The organism is uncultured Chitinophaga sp., assembly GCF_937898475.1.
Taxonomy (GTDB): Bacteria; Bacteroidota; Bacteroidia; order Chitinophagales; family Chitinophagaceae; genus Chitinophaga.
Genome location: NZ_CALEJS010000015.1, coordinates 633,989 through 651,840 on the forward strand (window position 1 = coordinate 633,989; position 17,852 = coordinate 651,840).

The 17,852-nt window shown below is 51.6% G+C and carries 17 protein-coding genes and 1 riboswitch; of the genes, 7 read left to right on the forward strand and 10 right to left on the reverse strand.

Translation table 11 applies throughout. The features are described 5' to 3' along the window. Nucleotides 1-9 precede the first annotated feature (9 nt). Nucleotides 10-80, reverse strand: a riboswitch (Fluoride riboswitch). A 31-nt stretch (nucleotides 81-111) separates the two neighbouring features. The 8 genes from Q0577_RS09445 to ureA all read right to left on the reverse strand — a co-directional run bounded on the left by Q0577_RS09445 (nucleotide 112) and on the right by ureA (nucleotide 6,077). Continuing rightward, nucleotides 112-816 (reverse strand): sulfite exporter TauE/SafE family protein, encoded by a 705-nt coding sequence (locus Q0577_RS09445; RefSeq protein ID WP_298735314.1) that lies wholly within the window; start codon nucleotides 814-816, stop codon nucleotides 112-114. Continuing rightward, on the reverse strand, nucleotides 813-1,625 hold the full coding sequence (locus Q0577_RS09450; RefSeq protein ID WP_298735317.1) for an urease accessory protein UreD: 813 nt from the start codon (nucleotides 1,623-1,625) through the stop codon (nucleotides 813-815). The genes Q0577_RS09445 and Q0577_RS09450 overlap by 4 nt, the downstream gene beginning before the upstream one ends. Then, a complete protein-coding gene (gene ureG / locus Q0577_RS09455) occupies nucleotides 1,622-2,254 on the reverse strand; it encodes an urease accessory protein UreG (protein ID WP_298735322.1) in 633 nt (210 codons plus the stop codon). The genes Q0577_RS09450 and ureG overlap by 4 nt, the downstream gene beginning before the upstream one ends. 12 nt (nucleotides 2,255-2,266) lie before the next feature. Continuing rightward, nucleotides 2,267-2,947: an urease accessory protein UreF gene (locus Q0577_RS09460; RefSeq protein ID WP_298735325.1), complete on the reverse strand. Its 681-nt coding sequence runs from the start codon at nucleotides 2,945-2,947 to the stop codon at nucleotides 2,267-2,269. A 103-nt stretch (nucleotides 2,948-3,050) separates the two neighbouring features. Next, nucleotides 3,051-3,548, reverse strand: coding sequence for an urease accessory protein UreE (gene ureE / locus Q0577_RS09465; RefSeq protein ID WP_298735328.1), 498 nt, complete (start codon nucleotides 3,546-3,548; stop codon nucleotides 3,051-3,053). 122 nt (nucleotides 3,549-3,670) lie between these two features. Beyond that, a complete protein-coding gene (gene ureC / locus Q0577_RS09470) occupies nucleotides 3,671-5,392 on the reverse strand; it encodes an urease subunit alpha (protein ID WP_298735331.1) in 1,722 nt (573 codons plus the stop codon). Beyond that, nucleotides 5,389-5,763, reverse strand: a complete 375-nt coding sequence (gene ureB, locus Q0577_RS09475) for an urease subunit beta (RefSeq protein ID WP_298735333.1) — start codon at nucleotides 5,761-5,763, stop codon at nucleotides 5,389-5,391. The genes ureC and ureB overlap by 4 nt, the downstream gene beginning before the upstream one ends. 11 nt (nucleotides 5,764-5,774) lie before the next feature. Next, nucleotides 5,775-6,077, reverse strand: a complete 303-nt coding sequence (gene ureA / locus Q0577_RS09480; RefSeq protein WP_298735336.1) for an urease subunit gamma — start codon at nucleotides 6,075-6,077, stop codon at nucleotides 5,775-5,777. Nucleotides 6,078-6,203: 126 nt separating this feature from the next. Between ureA and Q0577_RS09485 the strand changes: the two genes are divergently transcribed. Continuing rightward, nucleotides 6,204-7,010 carry a phosphatase PAP2 family protein gene (locus tag Q0577_RS09485; protein ID WP_298735339.1) on the forward strand — a complete coding sequence of 269 codons (807 nt, stop codon included), beginning with the start codon at nucleotides 6,204-6,206 and terminating at the stop codon, nucleotides 7,008-7,010. A gap of 320 nt (nucleotides 7,011-7,330) precedes the next feature. On the opposite strand, the gene Q0577_RS09490 is transcribed toward Q0577_RS09485, so the two are convergent. Then, the gene (locus Q0577_RS09490) at nucleotides 7,331-7,522 is read right to left on the reverse strand and encodes a hypothetical protein (RefSeq protein WP_298735342.1); all 192 of its coding nucleotides are present in this window, start codon (nucleotides 7,520-7,522) and stop codon (nucleotides 7,331-7,333) included. A 129-nt stretch (nucleotides 7,523-7,651) separates the two neighbouring features. Between Q0577_RS09490 and Q0577_RS09495 the strand changes: the two genes are divergently transcribed. Then, nucleotides 7,652-7,918, forward strand: a complete 267-nt coding sequence (locus Q0577_RS09495) for a hypothetical protein (protein WP_298735345.1) — start codon at nucleotides 7,652-7,654, stop codon at nucleotides 7,916-7,918. On the opposite strand, the gene Q0577_RS09500 is transcribed toward Q0577_RS09495, so the two are convergent. Then, on the reverse strand, nucleotides 7,915-9,516 hold the full coding sequence (locus Q0577_RS09500) for a hypothetical protein (protein ID WP_298735348.1): 1,602 nt from the start codon (nucleotides 9,514-9,516) through the stop codon (nucleotides 7,915-7,917). The genes Q0577_RS09495 and Q0577_RS09500 overlap by 4 nt on opposite strands. A 379-nt stretch (nucleotides 9,517-9,895) precedes the next feature. On the opposite strand from Q0577_RS09500, the gene Q0577_RS09505 reads away from it, so the two are divergent. From Q0577_RS09505 to Q0577_RS09525, 5 genes are all read left to right on the forward strand, one after another. Further along, entirely contained in the window at nucleotides 9,896-13,291 is a 3,396-nt protein-coding gene (locus Q0577_RS09505; protein ID WP_298735351.1) for a SusC/RagA family TonB-linked outer membrane protein, read from the forward strand. Continuing rightward, complete coding sequence (locus tag Q0577_RS09510) at nucleotides 13,291-14,745, forward strand: RagB/SusD family nutrient uptake outer membrane protein (RefSeq protein ID WP_366884133.1); 1,455 nt, start codon at nucleotides 13,291-13,293, stop codon at nucleotides 14,743-14,745. The genes Q0577_RS09505 and Q0577_RS09510 overlap by 1 nt, the downstream gene beginning before the upstream one ends. 9 nt (nucleotides 14,746-14,754) lie before the next feature. Continuing rightward, a complete protein-coding gene (locus tag Q0577_RS09515) occupies nucleotides 14,755-15,657 on the forward strand; it encodes a putative zinc-binding metallopeptidase (protein WP_298735354.1) in 903 nt (300 codons plus the stop codon). Between the two features lie 102 nt (nucleotides 15,658-15,759). Continuing rightward, on the forward strand, nucleotides 15,760-17,073 hold the full coding sequence (locus Q0577_RS09520; RefSeq protein ID WP_298735357.1) for a DUF4302 domain-containing protein: 1,314 nt from the start codon (nucleotides 15,760-15,762) through the stop codon (nucleotides 17,071-17,073). A gap of 97 nt (nucleotides 17,074-17,170) precedes the next feature. Beyond that, on the forward strand, nucleotides 17,171-17,812 hold the full coding sequence (locus Q0577_RS09525; RefSeq protein WP_298735360.1) for a hypothetical protein: 642 nt from the start codon (nucleotides 17,171-17,173) through the stop codon (nucleotides 17,810-17,812). Nucleotides 17,813-17,852: the final 40 nt, after the last annotated feature.

Sequence of the window (17,852 nt, forward strand, 5' to 3'; positions counted from 1 at the left end):
AGCCATTTGATATTTGTAGGCGCCATCAGTCCGGTAAATGGACGGTTCTTGTGCAGGAAGACACCATTTCCTGGTTTGGAGGACGAAATTAGCGATTAATCGGGAATAATCCTACCATCCCATAAACACCATCCCTATCCCACATATCGTTACCGTAGCGCCGCCTATCGCGTGGATATATCTTTCCAGCTTATCCGTTCTCAGGAAAGAATAGCCGTAGTATCCCAGCAGCACCATCGTTACCATGGTGATCAGCGTGAACACGGTAAAGGTGATGATCAGCGCTGCGATACCGAAAGTGGATTTCCGTGCAGCAGGATAGGTAAGCAAAGGGATCAGCGGCTCGCACGGGCCCAGCACGAAAATGATAAACATGATCCAGGGTGTTACCCTGGTGCGTTGCTGCGGGTATACCGGACCTTCGCCATGCTGATGCTCATACACGTACACCGAGCCATCGTCATAGCGGTCAAAATGTTTATGTGGCCGGTTAAGGTAAGCACGGCGAAGCCCCCATACCAGGTAAGCCAGGCCAAAGAAAAGTAAAGCCCAGCCGGCAATGCCGCCACGTATACCTTCCAGCCAGGTAATCTTAGATAACTCCCATCCAAGGAAAACGCCCAATAGTCCTAATAGTACAGAACTGCCTACGTGCCCGATGCCACAGAGCACCGTCCAGAAAATGGTTCTGGTAACAGACCAGTTGCGGGACTGGGATAAGGCTATAAAAGGCATATAATGATCCGGGCCTGTGGCAGTGTGTATACAGGCGATGGTAATGGCAGTAAGTAGTAAAGCGCCTATCTCTGTGGTCATACTTCGTTTAATTTATTTTGCCGTTTGAAGATCGCTCCAGACCATAACGTTTCTTCCATACTGCGGAGGCAATTGAACAACTGTTCAGCGCCGTGCCCCAGTATTCGCAGCACAATAGCCGGACCGGCGCTTTGAGTAACACCGAAAGCAATATCGGGTTCATGGGCCAGCAGTTCCAGCAGGCAGTCTGCCACCGGCGGCGCATCGGGCCGGGTATCGGCATAAATGAACGTAGCCTGGTGGGTGAAGCCTTCCATTTGTCCAGGTTCAGCTACGTTTAACCTGGATGGTTGTATGATCAGGTTATCCTTCAGGATCAATTTCCCTTTGTAACGCAGCTCCGTAATATTATGGAACAGGCGGAATTTAAACACCTCCCCGTTCAGTTTTCTGCCGCAGGTAAGGATCTCTCCCCATACCAGCCGGCTGCCTGCTGCGAGGTTGATTCGGTTATGCCCTTCAAATACTGCATCCGTATGTGGTACTATGGGATGCGGCACATAACTGAAGAATGCACCCTCTCCGATGCTCAGGTCCATCTGCTGGCGGGCCCCCGTCTGCATACTATACAACCGCTGGTAGGCCTGTGTTTGTAATTGCAAACGTGCACCTGTACTAACGTCTATCGTTATACGGTAATCGTCACCGTTCAGCATGCCGGGCGAGGCCGTCATCAGCATCAGGCAAAGGGCTTTGTCAGCCCGGTAGGCCCCTATATCCGCCAGCTTGAAGGGTTTGGTATAATAGCTCTCCTTCAGGTAGGTAATACCCTTGCGAACGCCTGTTGCTATTTTCAGTTCGCTGATCATCGGTGCAGCTTAGGTTCTGCAATATCTTCCAGCAGGGCGTATTTTCTGATCCAGCTGATCACATCTTCCACTCCTACCCCTTTCATCAGGTCCGTAAATACAAAGGGCTGGCCTTTGCGCATCAGCCGGGCATCACGTTCCATCACTTCCAGGCTGGCGCCTACATAGGGTGCCAGGTCTATCTTGTTGATCACCAGCAGGTCGGAACGGGTAATACCCGGGCCGCCTTTTCGGGGTATCTTGTCGCCTTCGGCCACATCGATCACAAAGATGGTGACATCTGCCAGGTCGGGACTGAAAGTAGCAGAAAGATTATCGCCGCCGCTTTCTATAAAGATGAGTTGTATGGCTGGAAAACGGGCCGCCATTTCATCCACGGCCTCCAGGTTCATGCTGGCGTCTTCCCGGATGGCGGTATGGGGACAACCGCCGGTTTCCACACCGATAATACGTTCTGCCGGCAGCAGGCTGTTTTTTGTAAGGAACTCAGCATCCTCTTTTGTATAAATATCATTGGTGATCACTCCCAGATCGTACTGGTGAGCCATATTGCGCGACAGCCTTTCTATCAGGGCTGTTTTACCTGAACCCACAGGGCCTGCAATACCTATTTTGACATACTTTCTCATAATATTCCAGACTCAGGACATGTATAAACGTGAATATAATCTTTCATGCTGCATACAGCGGATATCAAAACCCGGGTTACAGCAGCCCAGCCAGGCGGGATCCGGCTCCATAGTGAGCGATGCCAGCTCTCTCAGTAAAGGCTGCAGGCGGAACAGGATATCCTGGCCGTCCAACTGGCCGAGCGGTACGAGTTTTACACTGTTGGTGACCATCCCCACGGCGGCATTGTAGTAAAAAGCTTTCAAAGCATCCAGCTTGGGCGTGGCTAACAGGCAGGCGTAAATGCCATACATAAGACAATAGTGTCCGCTGGCATTCCCCTGCTGTATGGCCTGCTCATACCCCTGCACAAATGCAGGCCGCAGGTAACGGCTGAATATCTTCAGCAGGCGAACGCCCAGCTTCTGGCTGGCCTGGCGGATCTCGCGCGGTATCTTGAGCGCGCTGCATTCCTCATCCAGCAGCAGCAAGGCGTCCAGATCATTCCTGGCAGCAGCATCATAGGCCAGGCTGGCAAAAGCAGCATCGTTGTAACGGAGATTACTTGCCAGCATGCTTTGTATATAAGCCGCTGCAGTTGCGGCATTATGTACGAGCCCCTGCTGCACATAGGTTTCCAGCCCATTGGAATGGGTATAGCCGCCTATCGGCAAAGTAGGATCAGAAAGGTGCAGTAAGGACAACAAATGCATGTTGGAAAGTTTGAAAGTTTGAGGATTTGAGCGTTTGAATGTTTGTGGATCTGAAGATGTCTGATAATGCAGGTCACAACCAAACATTCAAACTTTCAAACGCTTAAACTGATTTTGTTAAGTTCATGATCTTCTGGAAAAGTGTACTGCCGCTGCTGCCATGCTGATGCGGCGCCACATTGGAGCGAAGCATATTGGTGAGCTTGCGCATGTTTTTTTGCGGCTGGTAGCCGGCGGCTTCCAGCCATTTAAACAGCGGTTCTTCCCAGGGGATCAGCACTTCATTATCCTGGATGAAGATGGGTAAATGTTTATTCCCTATCTCGTAGCATACGGTACCCATTTCCAGCATGGTGGCCGGCTTTACTACGATGGCTTCGCAGGGCAGTATATCTACCACTACGGCAGTGGTATCATCCATATACACCACATCGCCCTGCTGCAGGCGCTGTCCCTGTTTCAGCAGGCGTAATGCCACTTCACGACCGCTGGCAGTATGCCGGCGCTGTATGCGGCGGGTGGTTTCGTACCACTCCATCTGCAGCAGGTCTGCCTGGCGATCGCCAATATCAATATTGCCCAGAACGTCTTCGATGATCATCAACACATGTTTGAAAATTGCAGTTTAAGGTTTGAGGTGGGTGAGAAGTTAGCGGTTCAAAACCTGTGAACCTGGTTGGCACACCTGCCCTGAACCACAAACTTCAAACCTCAAAACTCAAACTAAAAAAGAAAATACCGTTGCGCCAGCGCCAGCTCTTTCAGCGGTTCGCAGGTAACGGGTTGGCCGTCTACCTTTACTTCGTATGTTTCCGGGTTGACGGTAATATCGGGTGTCTGATCGTTATGGATCAGATCTTTCTTGGAAATATTGCGGCATCCTGTTACAGGCAGCAGTTGTTTCTGCAGGCCATATTCCCGGGCAATGCCTTTCTGCAGGGAGACCTGGGAAACAAAAGTAACGCTGGTATGCGTAAGTGCCTTCCCATGCGCGCCGAACATATGCCGGTAGATCACAGGCTGCGGTGTAGGAATGGATGCATTGGGATCGCCCATCTTGCTGGCCACGATCATTCCGCCTTTGATGATCATTTCCGGTTTGGCGCCGAAAAGAGCCGGCTTCCACAATACCAGGTCGGCTATCTTGCCTGGCTCAATAGAGCCTACGTACTGCGCAATACCATGCGCAATAGCCGGGTTGATGGTATACTTGGCCACGTAACGTTTTACACGGAAGTTATCGTTCTCTTTTGCCTGGTCTTCAGTGAGGGCGCCGCGTTGTTTCTTCATCTTATCAGCCGTTTGCCAGGTGCGGGTGATCACCTCTCCCACGCGGCCCATAGCCTGGGAGTCGGAGCTCATGATGCTGAACACGCCCATATCATGCAGGATGTCTTCTGCAGCAATAGTTTCAGGACGGATGCGCGAATCGGCAAAAGCTACGTCTTCGGGCACACGTTTATCAAGGTGATGGCATACCATCAGCATATCCAGGTGCTCATCTATGGTATTGACGGTGTAGGGACGGGTAGGATTGGTGGATGCGGGTAATACGTTCGGGAAGGACGCTGCGCGGATGATGTCCGGTGCATGACCACCCCCTGCACCTTCTGTGTGGAAGGTATGGATAACGCGGCCGTTAATGGCGTTCATGGTATCTTCCAGGAAACCGGCCTCGTTAAGCGTATCTGTATGAATGGCGATCTGCACATCCAGCTTGTCGGCCACCTGCAAAGAGGCATCTATCACGGCAGGGGTTGCGCCCCAGTCTTCGTGGATCTTTAGTCCCAGGGCACCCGCTTCCACCTGTTCTTCCAGCGGGGCGGTAGTGGCGCAGTTACCTTTACCAAAGAAGCCCAGGTTCATAGGATAACCTTCAGCCGCCTGCAGCATACGTGCTATGTTCCATTTGCCCGGCGTTACGGTGGTAGCGCTGGTGCCGTCTGCCGGACCGGTGCCCCCCCCGATCATGGTGGTGATGCCACTGAAGAGGGCATGATCTACGAGCTGCGGACAAATAAAATGGATATGCGTATCGATACCGCCAGCGGTGGCTATGAGATTACTGCCATTGTGCACTTCAGTGGCAGCGCCAATGATCATCTCCGGATGAACACCGTCCATGGTATCGGGATTACCCGCCTGGCCAATGGCCACGATCCGGCCATCTTTAATACCGATATCCGCTTTAACGATGCCCCAGTGATCAATGATGATCACGTTGGTGATGAGGAAGTCCAGCACGCCTTCACTGCGCAGGGCGGTGGCTGACTGGGCCATCCCATCGCGTACGCTTTTGCCGCCGCCGAACTTGCATTCATCGCCATACACGTTATAGTCTTTCTCGATCTCGATGACCAGGTCTGTATCTGCCAGCCGTATACGGTCGCCCGTGGTGGGGCCGTACATGCTTACATATTTATGTCTGTCTATACTGAGGCTCACGGTAACTGGGTTTTAAATTGTTGCTGTTGTGCTTTTTCAATGGCGGCCTGCTTTACCGCGGCATCTGTGGTAATGCCCTGGGCCAGGTTGTTGATGCCGATCACCCTTTTGGCGCCGCCCAGCTCTACCAGCTCCACTACTTTAACTTCGCCGGGCTCAAAACGGACCGCATTGCCGGAGGGCACATTGAGGCGCATACCGAAAGCGGCTGCACGGTCAAAGGCCATTTGCCGGTTCACTTCAAAGAAATGGCAATGAGAGCCTATCTGTACCGGGCGGTCGCCGGTGTTCACCACTTTGATGGAGACGGTGCGGCGGCCTTTATTGGCTTCCACCGGTTCATGCTTCAGGAAATATTCTCCGGGTATCATACGGTAAAATTTTAACGGATGGGATGATGTACGGTTACCAGCTTGGTACCGTCAGGAAAGGTAGCTTCTATCTGGATCTCATGGATCATTTCAGGGATACCTTCCATGACGTCGTCCCGGGTAAGGATGGTTGCCCCGAACTGCATCAGTTCAGCCACGCTACGCCCGTCGCGTGCGGCCTCCTGTAAACGGCTGCTGATGAGGGCAATGGCTTCCGGGTAATTGAGCTTCAGGCCCCGGGCTTTTCTTTTTTCCGCCAGTTCGCCTGCCACGTGAAGCAGCAGCTTTTCCGTTTCTCTTGCTGTCAGGTGCATATATATCTTGTTGATTTTCGTGTTATGGATCAGAAAAATACAATAAAAAGTCGTTATTTGTTAGTGGTCAGATGGAGACTTTAGATAGCGTCCTGAACGGCCGTCTTATTTATTACCTACAACTGTATGAAATACTTCCACCTACTGTTGGTAACAGCCGGAGTATGCTGCTACACCCTTGCAGGTGCGCAGCGTTTACCCGAAAGACTGGATACCCTACCTACCACTGCAGGCTATCTGCAACAGCCCGCTGAAAGGGCCGCTGATTTTCGTCCCACACTTTGTGGTCTCCTGGTTCCCGGCGCTATGCTGACCTACGGCTTGCTGGCGCTGGATAATCACACATTAAGGGATCTTAATTACAGCACCAGGAAAGAGCTGATGGAAGAGCATCCTCACTTTTCCACCACGGTCGACAATTACCTGCAATGGTCGCCGGCAATCGCAGTGTATGCCCTGAATGCCCTGGGCGCAAAAGGAGAGCACAATTTTGCGGACCGAACGCTTATTTACGGTACTTCCACTTTGATCATGGCTTCCAGTGTAAAGATCATGAAAAAGCTGATGCATTCCCAAAGGCCGGATGGCAGCAATCACGAGTCATTTCCCAGTGGGCATACCGCCACCGCTTTTGCCGCCGCGGAATTCATGCGCATTGAATACCAGCACAAGCAACCATTGCTGAGCATGACGGGGTATATAGCCGCTGCCGCTACCGGCGCCCTGCGGATGTATAATAACCGTCACTGGCTGAGTGATATTATTGGCGGCGCCGGTGTGGGTATTATGAGCACACAGGCGGCGTATGCGCTTTACCCTGTGATAAAACGCCACCTGTCTTCTTCCAGGGAGTATAATAACACTATGCTGATGCCATATTACGATCCGGAGTGGAAAACGGCCGGTTTTAAGTTGTTGCTGATCAGTAAGTGAGGATAGTGTACCCGAACCGGAGACCTCCGGGCAGCAATGCCATGTAATAAAAATGGTAAGGCCTGCAGGTGGCCTTACCGTTTACTTTCAGGTAAATGTTCCTCAGGGCGTGCAAAGATGCAGGAACTCCGGGATGGATATTTGTCCTTCCACTACATTAAAGATCAGCGTGTCGAAAGTATCCAGGCAATTGGTCGTAATAGTGCCCGGCTGTATCCAAATTTCGGATTCCCAGGAAAGAATAAGCCGGTAAAGGTACTTTAACAATACCTCTGCCGGCTATACGATATTAATATTATTTAATTACCTACGATAACAAGCTAGGCCTTACGCCGCCTTGCATCCGCCTTGTCTTTCTCATCATACTCATTTTCATCGTAGCCTTCCAGCTGGTTGTTCTTATCGTCATTGAACTCCTTTTTAGGCGCCTTTTTATTTACCGGGGCGGCGGCATTCCTGCGTTTTACCTGCTTGATGTCACGTTGCTGCTGCGTTGTTTTCCTGGTAGTCATAATGCATGTATTTGATACTGGAAATACGCAGCAAAAACGTTGCCTTAATTTAATATTATTTGTAACTTAGGTTGTATGAAGAACTGATGTTGCTGTGCTTGCCCTATTTTAACCACAAAGTACCCGGAAATGTTCCTCAAAGACCCGGTCGTTAACGCAATAGCAATTTACCTGGCCTGTAAGATGGTGATCGTGTCAGTAATACTGGCATACTATACTGTTTTGAACAAAAAGAACAAACGCCCTAAAGGGAAAGCGGCACCGGATCCCAGGCGAACGGCCGCACCCCGGCTGGTGCTTACTTTGAAAGAGCATCACAACAGTACCAACGCAACTGGCAGGGAAGTAAGAAATGCCCTGCAGCACACCATCGAAGAGTCTTTTTCCAGCAATTAGAAACTGATCCAGGCAATCTGCGCTTTTTTATCCGTACCGGTACGGGTGATCAGGATGGTAGCATACTGCCCGCCGCCGCTGTTGCGGTCAGAGGCCCCCAGCATACAATAATAGGCCTTATCGGTCTGTGGTGTCCCAAAAAGGAAGAGCCGCTCCCCTTTCCCCTTGTCAAAATAATAACACACGGTATTCGCTTCTACCAGGTAGCGCAGGGGCTTTTTATTCTCAAAAGTACCGCCCCTGTCAAGGTGCTGAATATAATCATTGAACAGCGTATAGTCGCCATGGCTGGTATGTATCAGATCAAATGAGAGGTAAGGCGTGGTGTTCAGCGCAGGTACCCGGTTACGGAACACCCAGGTGCCCCTGTTCTTGCGCTGCAGGTAGAGCGGCCCAAAAGCGCCGTTGGCGATCTGCATTTTGGGGATCACATACCCGGTATCGGCATTGCCCTGCGGGTCTATGTTACAAACGCGGATGTCATTCAGGTTGGTATGCAGCATATTATACACGTTCTTACCCTGGGTGAACTGCTGCATCTGTTCTAACTGCAGCAACAAGCTACCGTCTGCCGCCATGGTGAGCAGCTGCGGCTGCGCATTATTGGCCGTCAGCTCCGGGGCCAGGGGCCGTTGGTGCTGCAGGCTGCAGCTTACCGGATCCAGGTAGTTCATAAAGAGGTGGCGCTCCTCCGGTTTGGACTTCGGCTCCGGTGCCGCTGCCAGGAACAGCTGCAGGCGGTTGGCGGCCGGCGCCCATTGCAGGTCGGCATAGGCCCCGCCAAAATTAGCGGTATAGTCCAGCGTCTGGTGGGTAAAAGCCTGTTGACCCGCCCGGAGCACAGACACCAGCACCTGCGATTGTGGCGCGTCGCCCGAGCGTTTGGTGTTGAAACCTACCGTGCACAGGTACACGCTGCCCGCGCCATTCACGGCCATATCCAGGAAGTTGAAATAAGAATAGGCGTTGTCCGGCAGATTATAATAGGCCTGGTTCAGCAGTTCGTGTTTGGGCGAAAAGTGCATAACCTGCACCCTTTCGGCCGCGTTCTCTTTGCGAGACAATTCGCCTCCTGCAAAAAGGGCTACGGCATAGTGGCCGCTGGCAGGATCTTTGGCCACATAACAATCGTGTGAGGCCAGGTTTTCCAGGGCAAAGGCGTCGCGGTGCAATACAGTTGGCAGTTCCCCCAGCTTATCTTCCTGCACCAGTTGGCCGGTGGCGCCGTCTATGACTATACGAAACAGGGTGGGCTTATATTTAATAAGCTGCTGCAGGAAGACAACCACCTGTCCGTTGATCTCATATACCCCATCAACTTCCGTATCGTTCATATTCCGGGTATCCCATTGCTTGCCGCTGATCTTTTCTGATACCACCCGTTCCTTCTTCTCATTATAGAGGGTTACAGTGATCCCATCATTCTTATCAAGATGAAGATAACAGGTGTTACCGCTGGGTAGTAATACCAGTTTATCCCAGCCATCCGCAGAAGGCTCAGGAAAGGCCTCGCTCAGGGTTACCTGAGGAGTTTGCGCGCCGGCAGCCAGCGGGCCGCATAAAAAACACATCATCAGCCTGTAAACGTAACGCATCATATGCTCCTAATAGATTATAAATATCAAATATATAATAATTTGTTATTTATCACATCATTAGCAGCGACCGATCACACAAAAATTCATAACGAAACCTGCCAAATAATTATTAACTTCAATAGAGAATGATTAAAGCGAACGTGCAGATGGAGTTATCAGCACACCAATAAATCAACTAATCTGTGAAGGGGCCTCAAATATGCATCTATACCGGGACAAATTGCCTACAACGTTGAGCACAGGAAGCAATAATGATCAGCATTTCCGGAGATATTTCATTAGCCGTTTAAGAGCATAGCCACTCCCCCCAAAGTGATGTAAGCAACTTATTGTCGGCGCTTATCGTCGACCACTATACGAACCAAAATCGAGATCATTTATGATTTTATCGGACAGCTATTGTCACATCTACGGATTGATGAAAAGGTTCCGGCTTATGATCCTGGCGTTGAGCATACCGTCGTTATTGCTAACTTATGCCCCAGCCCGTTCCATGGCCCCCAACTTTTTCCAGGACACAATACCCCATACCAGGGCTAATGGTAAAGTAACAGATGCCACAGACGGCACTTCCCTGCCCGGTGTTACGGTAGAGAACCTGGTGACCCACCGGGGCACCTTAACGAATGCAGCGGGTGAATTCTCGCTGGATGCCCGCAGGGGCGACAGCCTGCGCTTTTCTTTCATCGGCAAGGCTTCTCAGGTGCAGGTATTTTACGGACAACGGCTAAACGTGGCCTTAGGCGCGTTGGAAGGCGTGCTCTCGGAGGTGATCGTTACCGGTTACCAGAACGTTGAGAAACGAAAGTTTGCCGGTGCTGCCGTAACGCTCAAGGCAGATGACATCAAGCTAAACGGCGTAGCTGATGTGAGCCGTATGCTGGAAGGGAGAGCCGCCGGTGTATCGGTGCAGAACGTGTCCGGCACTTTTGGCGCTGCGCCCAAAGTACGTGTACGCGGCGCGACCTCCATCAACGGGGATAATAAACCCCTCTGGGTGGTAGACGGCGTGGTGCTGGAAGACATCATCAACATTTCCAACGAACAGCTGTCCAGCGGCGACCCCACTACCCTGCTCGGATCTGCCGTGGCAGGTCTGAACGCCAATGACATTGAGAGCTTCGACATCCTGAAAGATGCTGCCGCCGCTGCCCTCTATGGCGCCAGGGCCATGAACGGCGTGGTAGTGATCACCACCAAAAAAGGAAGGGCAGGCAAACCGCAGGTAACCTATACCGGTAATTACAGCACCCAGCTAAAACCCAATTACCGGGAATACAATATTATGAACTCCGGCCAGCAGATGTCTGTACTGGCAGAAGTAGAGCGCAAAGGCGGCCTGAACCCCGACATTCTTGACCGCGCCAATAATGGCGTTTACGGGAAAATGTATGAGCTGATGAGCGCCGATGCCAATGGCAATTTCCCGCTGCCCAATACGCCTGAAGCAAAAGCCGCTTTCCTGCGGCGTTATGCACTGGCCAATACGGATTGGTTCGGCTTACTGTTCCGCAATAACTTTATGCAGGAACATTCACTGGCCATTTCCTTCGGTACAGACAGGTCACAATCTTATTTCTCCACCAGTTATTACGGAGACAATGGCTGGACGGTGGCCGACCGCGTACACCGCTACACGCTTAATTTCCGCAACAACTATAAATTCTCAGACCGGCTCATGGCGGGCTTCTCTACACTGGCCTCCGTTCGCCAGCAGAAAGCACCCGGCACCTTATCACGCAATCCTAACCCGGTAACCGGCCAATACGACCGTGATTTTGATATCAACCCCTTTAACTATGCCCTTAACAGCAGCCGCACCCTTACCGCTTATGATGAAAAGGGGCAACTGGAATTCTTCCGGCGCAATTTTGCACCCTTCAATATCCTGCATGAGCTGGATAATAATTACATCGATATTAATGTGGTAGACCTCCGTCTCCAGGGCGATCTTTCTTTCCAGCTGACCAAAGCGCTGCGGTATGAGTTCGTAGGGGCATTACGGTATGTACGCTCTACCCGCGAACACCAGATCAGGGAAAGCTCCAACATGGCAGAAGCCTATCGCGCAGCCGGCAACTCCACCATCCGGCAGAATAACCGCTTCCTGTACAGGGACCCGGATGATCCTGAAGCCGAACCCGTTGTAGTGCTGCCCTACGGCGGCTTCTATAACCGCACCGAAGACCAGCTGCTGAGTTATGATGTGCGCAATACCCTGGTGTTCAGCCAGACCTTTAACGATGTACACGCACTGAATTTGCTGGGCGGCATGCAGGTAAAATCTGCCGACCGCCAGAACTTCTCCAATACCGGTTACGGCTACCAGTATGCCAATGGCGGCGTACCGCTTTATGATTATCGCATCCTCAAAGAATCGATCGAGTCTAATTTCCCTTACTACGGCATGAGCAAAGATTATGACCGTTTCGTGGCCTTTTATGGCACCGGCACCTACTCCTACAAATCTAAATACAACCTGACCGCTACCGGCCGTTACGATGGCTCCAACCGCCTGGGCCGATCCAACAGGGCCCGATGGCTGCCTACCTGGAGTGTAGGCGCCGCCTGGAATGCAGACCGGGAGCGTTTTCTGCAAAACCTGAACTGGCTTAACCTGCTCACCATACGCGCCAGCTACGGCCTTACTGCCAGTATGGGGCCCGCCACCAATTCCACCATCGTGCTGAGGAATATCAATACCAGCCGCCCCTATCTCACAGAAGTAGAATCTGTGATACAGCTGGCAAACCTGGAAAATGTTGATCTTACCTGGGAAAAACTATACACCGCCAACGCCGGCTTTGACGCCAGCCTGTTTGACAACCGCATGAACATGAGCGTGGACGTATACAGCCGCCGGAGCTTTGACCTGATCAGCGTGATCAAAACATCCGGCATTGGGGGGGAAATGCTCAAGGCAGCCAACTATGCCGATATGGATTCCTGGGGTACAGATGTGCTGATCGGCGGGCGGATCATCCGCCGCAAGAACTGGGGATGGAGCGCCAACTTCACCTTTGGCTACAACAAGAACAAAATTACCAACGCACGGAACATGCCCGACATCTTCTCACTGGTTGTAGCAGAAGGTGGTAATAAACAGGGCTACCCCGTGCGCAGCCTGTTCTCGCTAAGGTTCCAGGGACTGGACACGCGGGAAGGAACGCCACAGTTTACCGACCAGACAGGCAAAACCAATAAAGACGTTTACCTGCAGGACCTCAGCACCGATTACCTGGTGTATGAAGGCCCCGTAGACCCTGTATTTACCGGGGGCCTCTCTAACACCTTTAATTACAAGGCCTTTTCGCTGAATATATTTCTAACTTACCAGGCAGGCAATAAGATACGCCTCTACCCCGCCTTTAAAACGGAATATTCAGACCTGGACGCTACTCCGAAAGAGTTCCTGGACCGCTGGGTACTACCCGGCGATGAACGCACCACCAGGGTACCTTCCATACTGGGCGCCTTTGAACAGACCCGGCTGAATGGCGCCAGTCCGTATAATAACTACAACTACTCAACAGAACGGGTAGCGCGCGGCGATTTTGTCCGGCTGAAAACGGTTTCGCTCAGCTGGCAATTGCCACAGGCGCTGACCCAACGGCTGCGGCTCAGCAACATCAACGTAACCGGCGCCGCCATCAACCCCTGGCTGATCTATTCTGACAGTAAGCTGAAGGGGCAGGATCCCGAGTTCTACAATGCGGGCGGTGTAGCACAACCGGTTCAGAAACAATTTACACTCTCACTTAAAGTAGGTATCTGATGATAAAGCAAGGATTGATATACTTATCACTTGGCGTCCTGCTGGGTATCAGCGCTTGTAAGAAATTCCTTGACCAGCCGCCTGATAACCGGGCAGAACTGAACACACCGGAGCAGGTTTCCCAACTCCTGGGCACCGCTTACCCCCAGGCCAATTATATGTCGTTCTTTGAGTCTATTTCTGATAACGTGGCCGACAAAGGGGCGGGCGTTCTTGAACGCACCAACAGGGATCCCTACCACTTCGAGGATGTGCAGGATCAGTACCAGGACTCTCCCGAATACTACTGGCAGGCCTGCTATGCCGCCATTGCTGCCGCCAACCAGGCCTTACAGGTATGCAACACCGCCACGCCCAGATCAGCCTACAGCTCACAGCGCGGCGAGGCATTACTGGCACGGGCATACGCGCATTTTATGCTGGTAAATGTTTTCTCTAAAGTGTACAACCCCTCCAGCGCCGGTAATGACCCCGGCATTCCATACGTGACCGAGCCCGAAAATGTAGTGGAAAAGCAATATGAAAGAAAAACGGTAGCCTATGTATACGATATGATAGAAAAAGATCTTACCGAAGGCCTGCCGCTGCTGGACGACAAACGTTATACAATACCCCGCTACCACTTTACCAGGTCTGCCGCACACGCCTTTGCTGCCCGCTATTACCTTTTTAAGCAGGAGTATGCAAAAGTAGTGGAACATGCCAACCAGGTATTCGCTTCCGGCAATGTGGTATCCGTGCTGCGCCCATGGAACACCACTTACCTGAATATTACCTACCTGGAATTGTTTGCGCGCTATGCAAGGGCCACAGAGCCGGCCAACCTGCTGCTGGTAGAAACGGCTTCCTGGTGGGGCCGCAACTATTTCCGGCTGCGCTATGGCTTAACGGCCGGCATACGCAACCAGATCTTCAGCAACAATGTTACCGGTGGCAGATGGGCTTTTGAGTTCCAGACCTTCACCACCGGTACGGATAATTACCTGATTCCAAAGGTGAATGAGTATGTCGTACGCAACTCTATCAATTCAGATATCGGAGTGGGATATGTTGTAGTACCGCTGCTTACTACAGAAGAAGTACTCTTTAACAGAATAGAGGCCAATGCTTTCCTGAATAACACCACCGCCGCCATTGCAGATTTGAATACCTATGCCAGTACGCGCATCATGAATTACGATGCCGCCCAGCATACCATTACTGCCAGCCGGCTCAGGAACTTCTACGGCACCAATGACCTGCGTACCGCCATTCTCACCACCCTGTTCTCTTTCAAAAGGGCTGAGTTTGTGCAGGAAGGGATGCGCTGGCTTGATCTGATCCGTTACAACGTGCCTGTGGTGCACTTTACCGCCGAAGGCAATGTACTGGACCTGGCCGGCGACGATCCCAGAAGGGTGTTCCAGCTGCCGCAAAGCGCACAGCAGGCAGGATTACAACTAAACCCAAGATAACAACGCATTATGAACAGACTGAAAATATACATCTTCATTTGTTTGCTGGCGATACTCGGTTCCTGCAGCAAAGACCAGCCGGAAAATGTAGACAATATTCCCGGCCTTGGCGGGGATACATGGGAACCCGGCCCGATCGATTTCTGGATACGTGACAGCCTTACCACACCCTTTAACATCACCGCCAAATACAAATGGGACCAGGGCGAGCTGGAATTTAACCGGACACTTGTTCCCCCCAAAGAGGAAAAGATCATCCCTGTGCTGAGCGCCATCAAAAAGGTTTGGATCGATAACTATGTAGCTGTAGCAGGAGACCTGTTCATGAAACGCTACAGTCCTAAATTCTTTGTGCTGGTGGGTAGCGCCAGCTACAACCCTGACGGCACTATTACGCTGGGCACCGCGGAAGGCGGGCGCAGGATACTCTTATACGTGCTGAATGATTTCCGGATCAGGGGCATGAGCGATTATGTGCCGCAGGATTCCCTGAATGTAAAAGAGATGTTCCATACAATTGAACATGAGTTTGGCCACATCCTGCACCAGACGGTGCTCTATACGCCTGATTTCAAACGGATCTCTGTAGGGATGTATACCTCCAACTGGAACAACGTATCAGATGCGGAAGCACGGGCAGATGGCTTTGTAACCGCCTACGCAATGGCGGCGCCAGACGAGGATTTTGTTGAGATGATATCGATGATGCTGACTGAAGGCAAAGGCGGTTTTGACGTGATCGTGAACAGCATCACCGGCACCAGTCCCAATGGCATTACTGCGGAAGAAGCCAAAAACAGGCTGCGGCAGAAAGAGACCATCGTTGTCAATTATTTCAAGGATACCTGGAACATTGATTTCTATAACCTGCAGGCCCGTACGAGGGCGTCCATTGTACAACTGATCAGGTGATTAGAAAGTTAAAACGCCTGAAGGTATAAGCGCACAACTTCAACACTCCATGAGCAGCTGAAACATTCAAACGCGCTAACCTTCAAACAAAAAATGAAACAAATGAGGAACACACTTATATTTTTTATACTCGCGCTGCTTATTTTCTCCGGCTGCAGCAAAGATGATGACAGCGTCTTTGACCAGGCGCCCGATGTGCGGATCAACGAGGCGATCGCTAAGGCTGACACAGCCTTAAAGGGAGCCGCATACGGATGGAATGCCAGGATAGTGACGAGCACGGGCAGCATCTTCCAGTTCCATTTCAGGTTCAATGAAGGCAACCGGGTAAGCATGTACGCAGATATTGATACAACTACTGCCGGTACGGCGCGTGAAAGCAGCTACCGCCTGAAAGCCCTGCAACAGCCTGCACTAATTTTTGACACCTATTCCTACCTGCACATACTGTCAGACCCTGATGCAGTTGTGAACGGCGGCGAATACGGAGAAGGTTTAAAAGGGGATTTTGAATACTCCATTGATACCGTAGCGGCAGACAGCATCCTGCTGACCGGCCGCTTTAACAACACCCGGGTAACGCTGTACAAAGCCACGCAGGCAGATGCTGGCGCCTGGCAAAACGGCGAATGGCGTAATGCGCTGTCCTTCCAGTACATGAGCCGCATCCTGGAATATTTTAAGCGTCTGCCGGTGAATGGCACTACCTATGAGATCCATTTTAACCAGTTGGCCCGCAGCATTACCTTTTTATGGACAGACGGCGCAGGCGCCATGCACAGCTTTACCAGCGCCTATTATTATGACAGCAAAGGGTTGGTACTGGCAAGACCGCTGAATAACGGTAACGCCGGTATTAACACTATCAGCAGCAATGGCTGGGATGCCACTAATGGCGTGATGCGTGTAAGCGTGAACGATGACCTCCCTGCTACGATCAGCGGCGCCACCAAACCGGTAAAGCCAGACCTGGACGCGCCCACACGCTGGTGGCAGACCGTGTACCAGCAGGACAGCTATTGGGTATCGCTCGAAGGCTTTCATGTGAACGGCGTGGACGATGCCTTTCATGTAAGGAGCATTCCAGGCTTTGCCTTTCTGCTGTTCTGGCCGGCTTTCGGCAGCCAGGCAGGCGTAACCTATGACCTGCAGGGTTATGTATCCCAGGCACAAGGCGGACTTTCGCTGGACTTTGGTTCTGCCTGGATGCCGCCGCTGTTCACAACAGACGGGCGGATCATCTTCCGGATCTATGGTACGCTGGGCGATGTTCCGGTAGCTGCCACCACTGCATTCAATAACACCAATACTGTATTGGCCGATGCCAATGGCTTTTACCTGGTACAGACTGGCAACAGCCGCTATGATATGGTAAGCGCCAGGGACGCGAGGTCGTGGATCACGTGGGAGCGATGATAATTAATAATTAGTGCACAGGTGTCCTGGTAGTATGCGGAACCTGTAATGCGTAAACTGTAATTAGTCATTATTAATTATAAAAACCGAAAACTATATGAAACAACTTCTCAACAGCTCAAAGCTCTTTCGCAATGGTGCAGGTTATTTGTATCTACTGGTAATGGCAGCCGCCCTGCTTATTGCATCCTGCGGTAAAGATGGCTCCCAGGGCCCCGCGGGTGATCAGGGCCCGGCAGGACCGGCAGGACCGGCAGGCCCCGCAGGTCCGGGAGGACCGGCAGGTGAAAAAGGGGATACCGGCGTTGCCAACGTGATCTATTCAGAGTGGCTGGATGTAGCCTACCTGGACACATTCAGCGTGAACCCCAATGATATCACCGACACCACCTTTATCTCCTTCGGCGGCATTGACGCGCCCAAGCTTACCAATGAGATCCTGAATACCGGCGAAATTAAAGTATACATTAACCTGAACAACGCTGCGGATCCTAATATTGTGCCACTACCCTATTTCTCCGTGTATAATGGTATCAATATCAATGTGGACTTTGCCGCAGGCTCCATATTCCTGACCTCCAATGTTAATGTAGGCACTTATATAGACGATGGTGACGGGCTTAAATACCAGCAATACCGGTATGTACTGATACCCGGCGGCGTGGCAGCGCGTACAAAACAGACCGTCAACTGGAACAACTATAACGAAGTGAAAGCATTCCTGAAACTGAAGGATTAGTTGGGAAGTTCATGGCCGATGGTCCATAGCATGTCAGGCT

Coding starts and splice junctions, on each gene's coding strand:
- ureA (WP_298735336.1), bottom strand. CDS start 6,077: ATGCACCTGACAGCAAGAGAAACGGAAAAGCTGCTGCTTCACGTGGCA.
- Q0577_RS09500 (WP_298735348.1), bottom strand. CDS start 9,516: ATGATGCGTTACGTTTACAGGCTGATGATGTGTTTTTTATGCGGCCCG.
- ureB (WP_298735333.1), bottom strand. CDS start 5,763: ATGATACCCGGAGAATATTTCCTGAAGCATGAACCGGTGGAAGCCAAT.
- ureG (WP_298735322.1), bottom strand. CDS start 2,254: ATGAGAAAGTATGTCAAAATAGGTATTGCAGGCCCTGTGGGTTCAGGT.
- Q0577_RS09495 (WP_298735345.1), top strand. CDS start 7,652: ATGTTCCTCAAAGACCCGGTCGTTAACGCAATAGCAATTTACCTGGCC.
- Q0577_RS09515 (WP_298735354.1), top strand. CDS start 14,755: ATGAACAGACTGAAAATATACATCTTCATTTGTTTGCTGGCGATACTC.
- Q0577_RS09490 (WP_298735342.1), bottom strand. CDS start 7,522: ATGACTACCAGGAAAACAACGCAGCAGCAACGTGACATCAAGCAGGTA.
- Q0577_RS09460 (WP_298735325.1), bottom strand. CDS start 2,947: ATGCATTTGTTGTCCTTACTGCACCTTTCTGATCCTACTTTGCCGATA.
- ureE (WP_298735328.1), bottom strand. CDS start 3,548: ATGATCATCGAAGACGTTCTGGGCAATATTGATATTGGCGATCGCCAG.
- Q0577_RS09525 (WP_298735360.1), top strand. CDS start 17,171: ATGAAACAACTTCTCAACAGCTCAAAGCTCTTTCGCAATGGTGCAGGT.
- Q0577_RS09450 (WP_298735317.1), bottom strand. CDS start 1,625: ATGATCAGCGAACTGAAAATAGCAACAGGCGTTCGCAAGGGTATTACC.
- Q0577_RS09510 (WP_366884133.1), top strand. CDS start 13,291: ATGATAAAGCAAGGATTGATATACTTATCACTTGGCGTCCTGCTGGGT.
- Q0577_RS09485 (WP_298735339.1), top strand. CDS start 6,204: ATGAAATACTTCCACCTACTGTTGGTAACAGCCGGAGTATGCTGCTAC.
- Q0577_RS09505 (WP_298735351.1), top strand. CDS start 9,896: ATGATTTTATCGGACAGCTATTGTCACATCTACGGATTGATGAAAAGG.
- Q0577_RS09520 (WP_298735357.1), top strand. CDS start 15,760: ATGAGGAACACACTTATATTTTTTATACTCGCGCTGCTTATTTTCTCC.
- Q0577_RS09445 (WP_298735314.1), bottom strand. CDS start 816: ATGACCACAGAGATAGGCGCTTTACTACTTACTGCCATTACCATCGCC.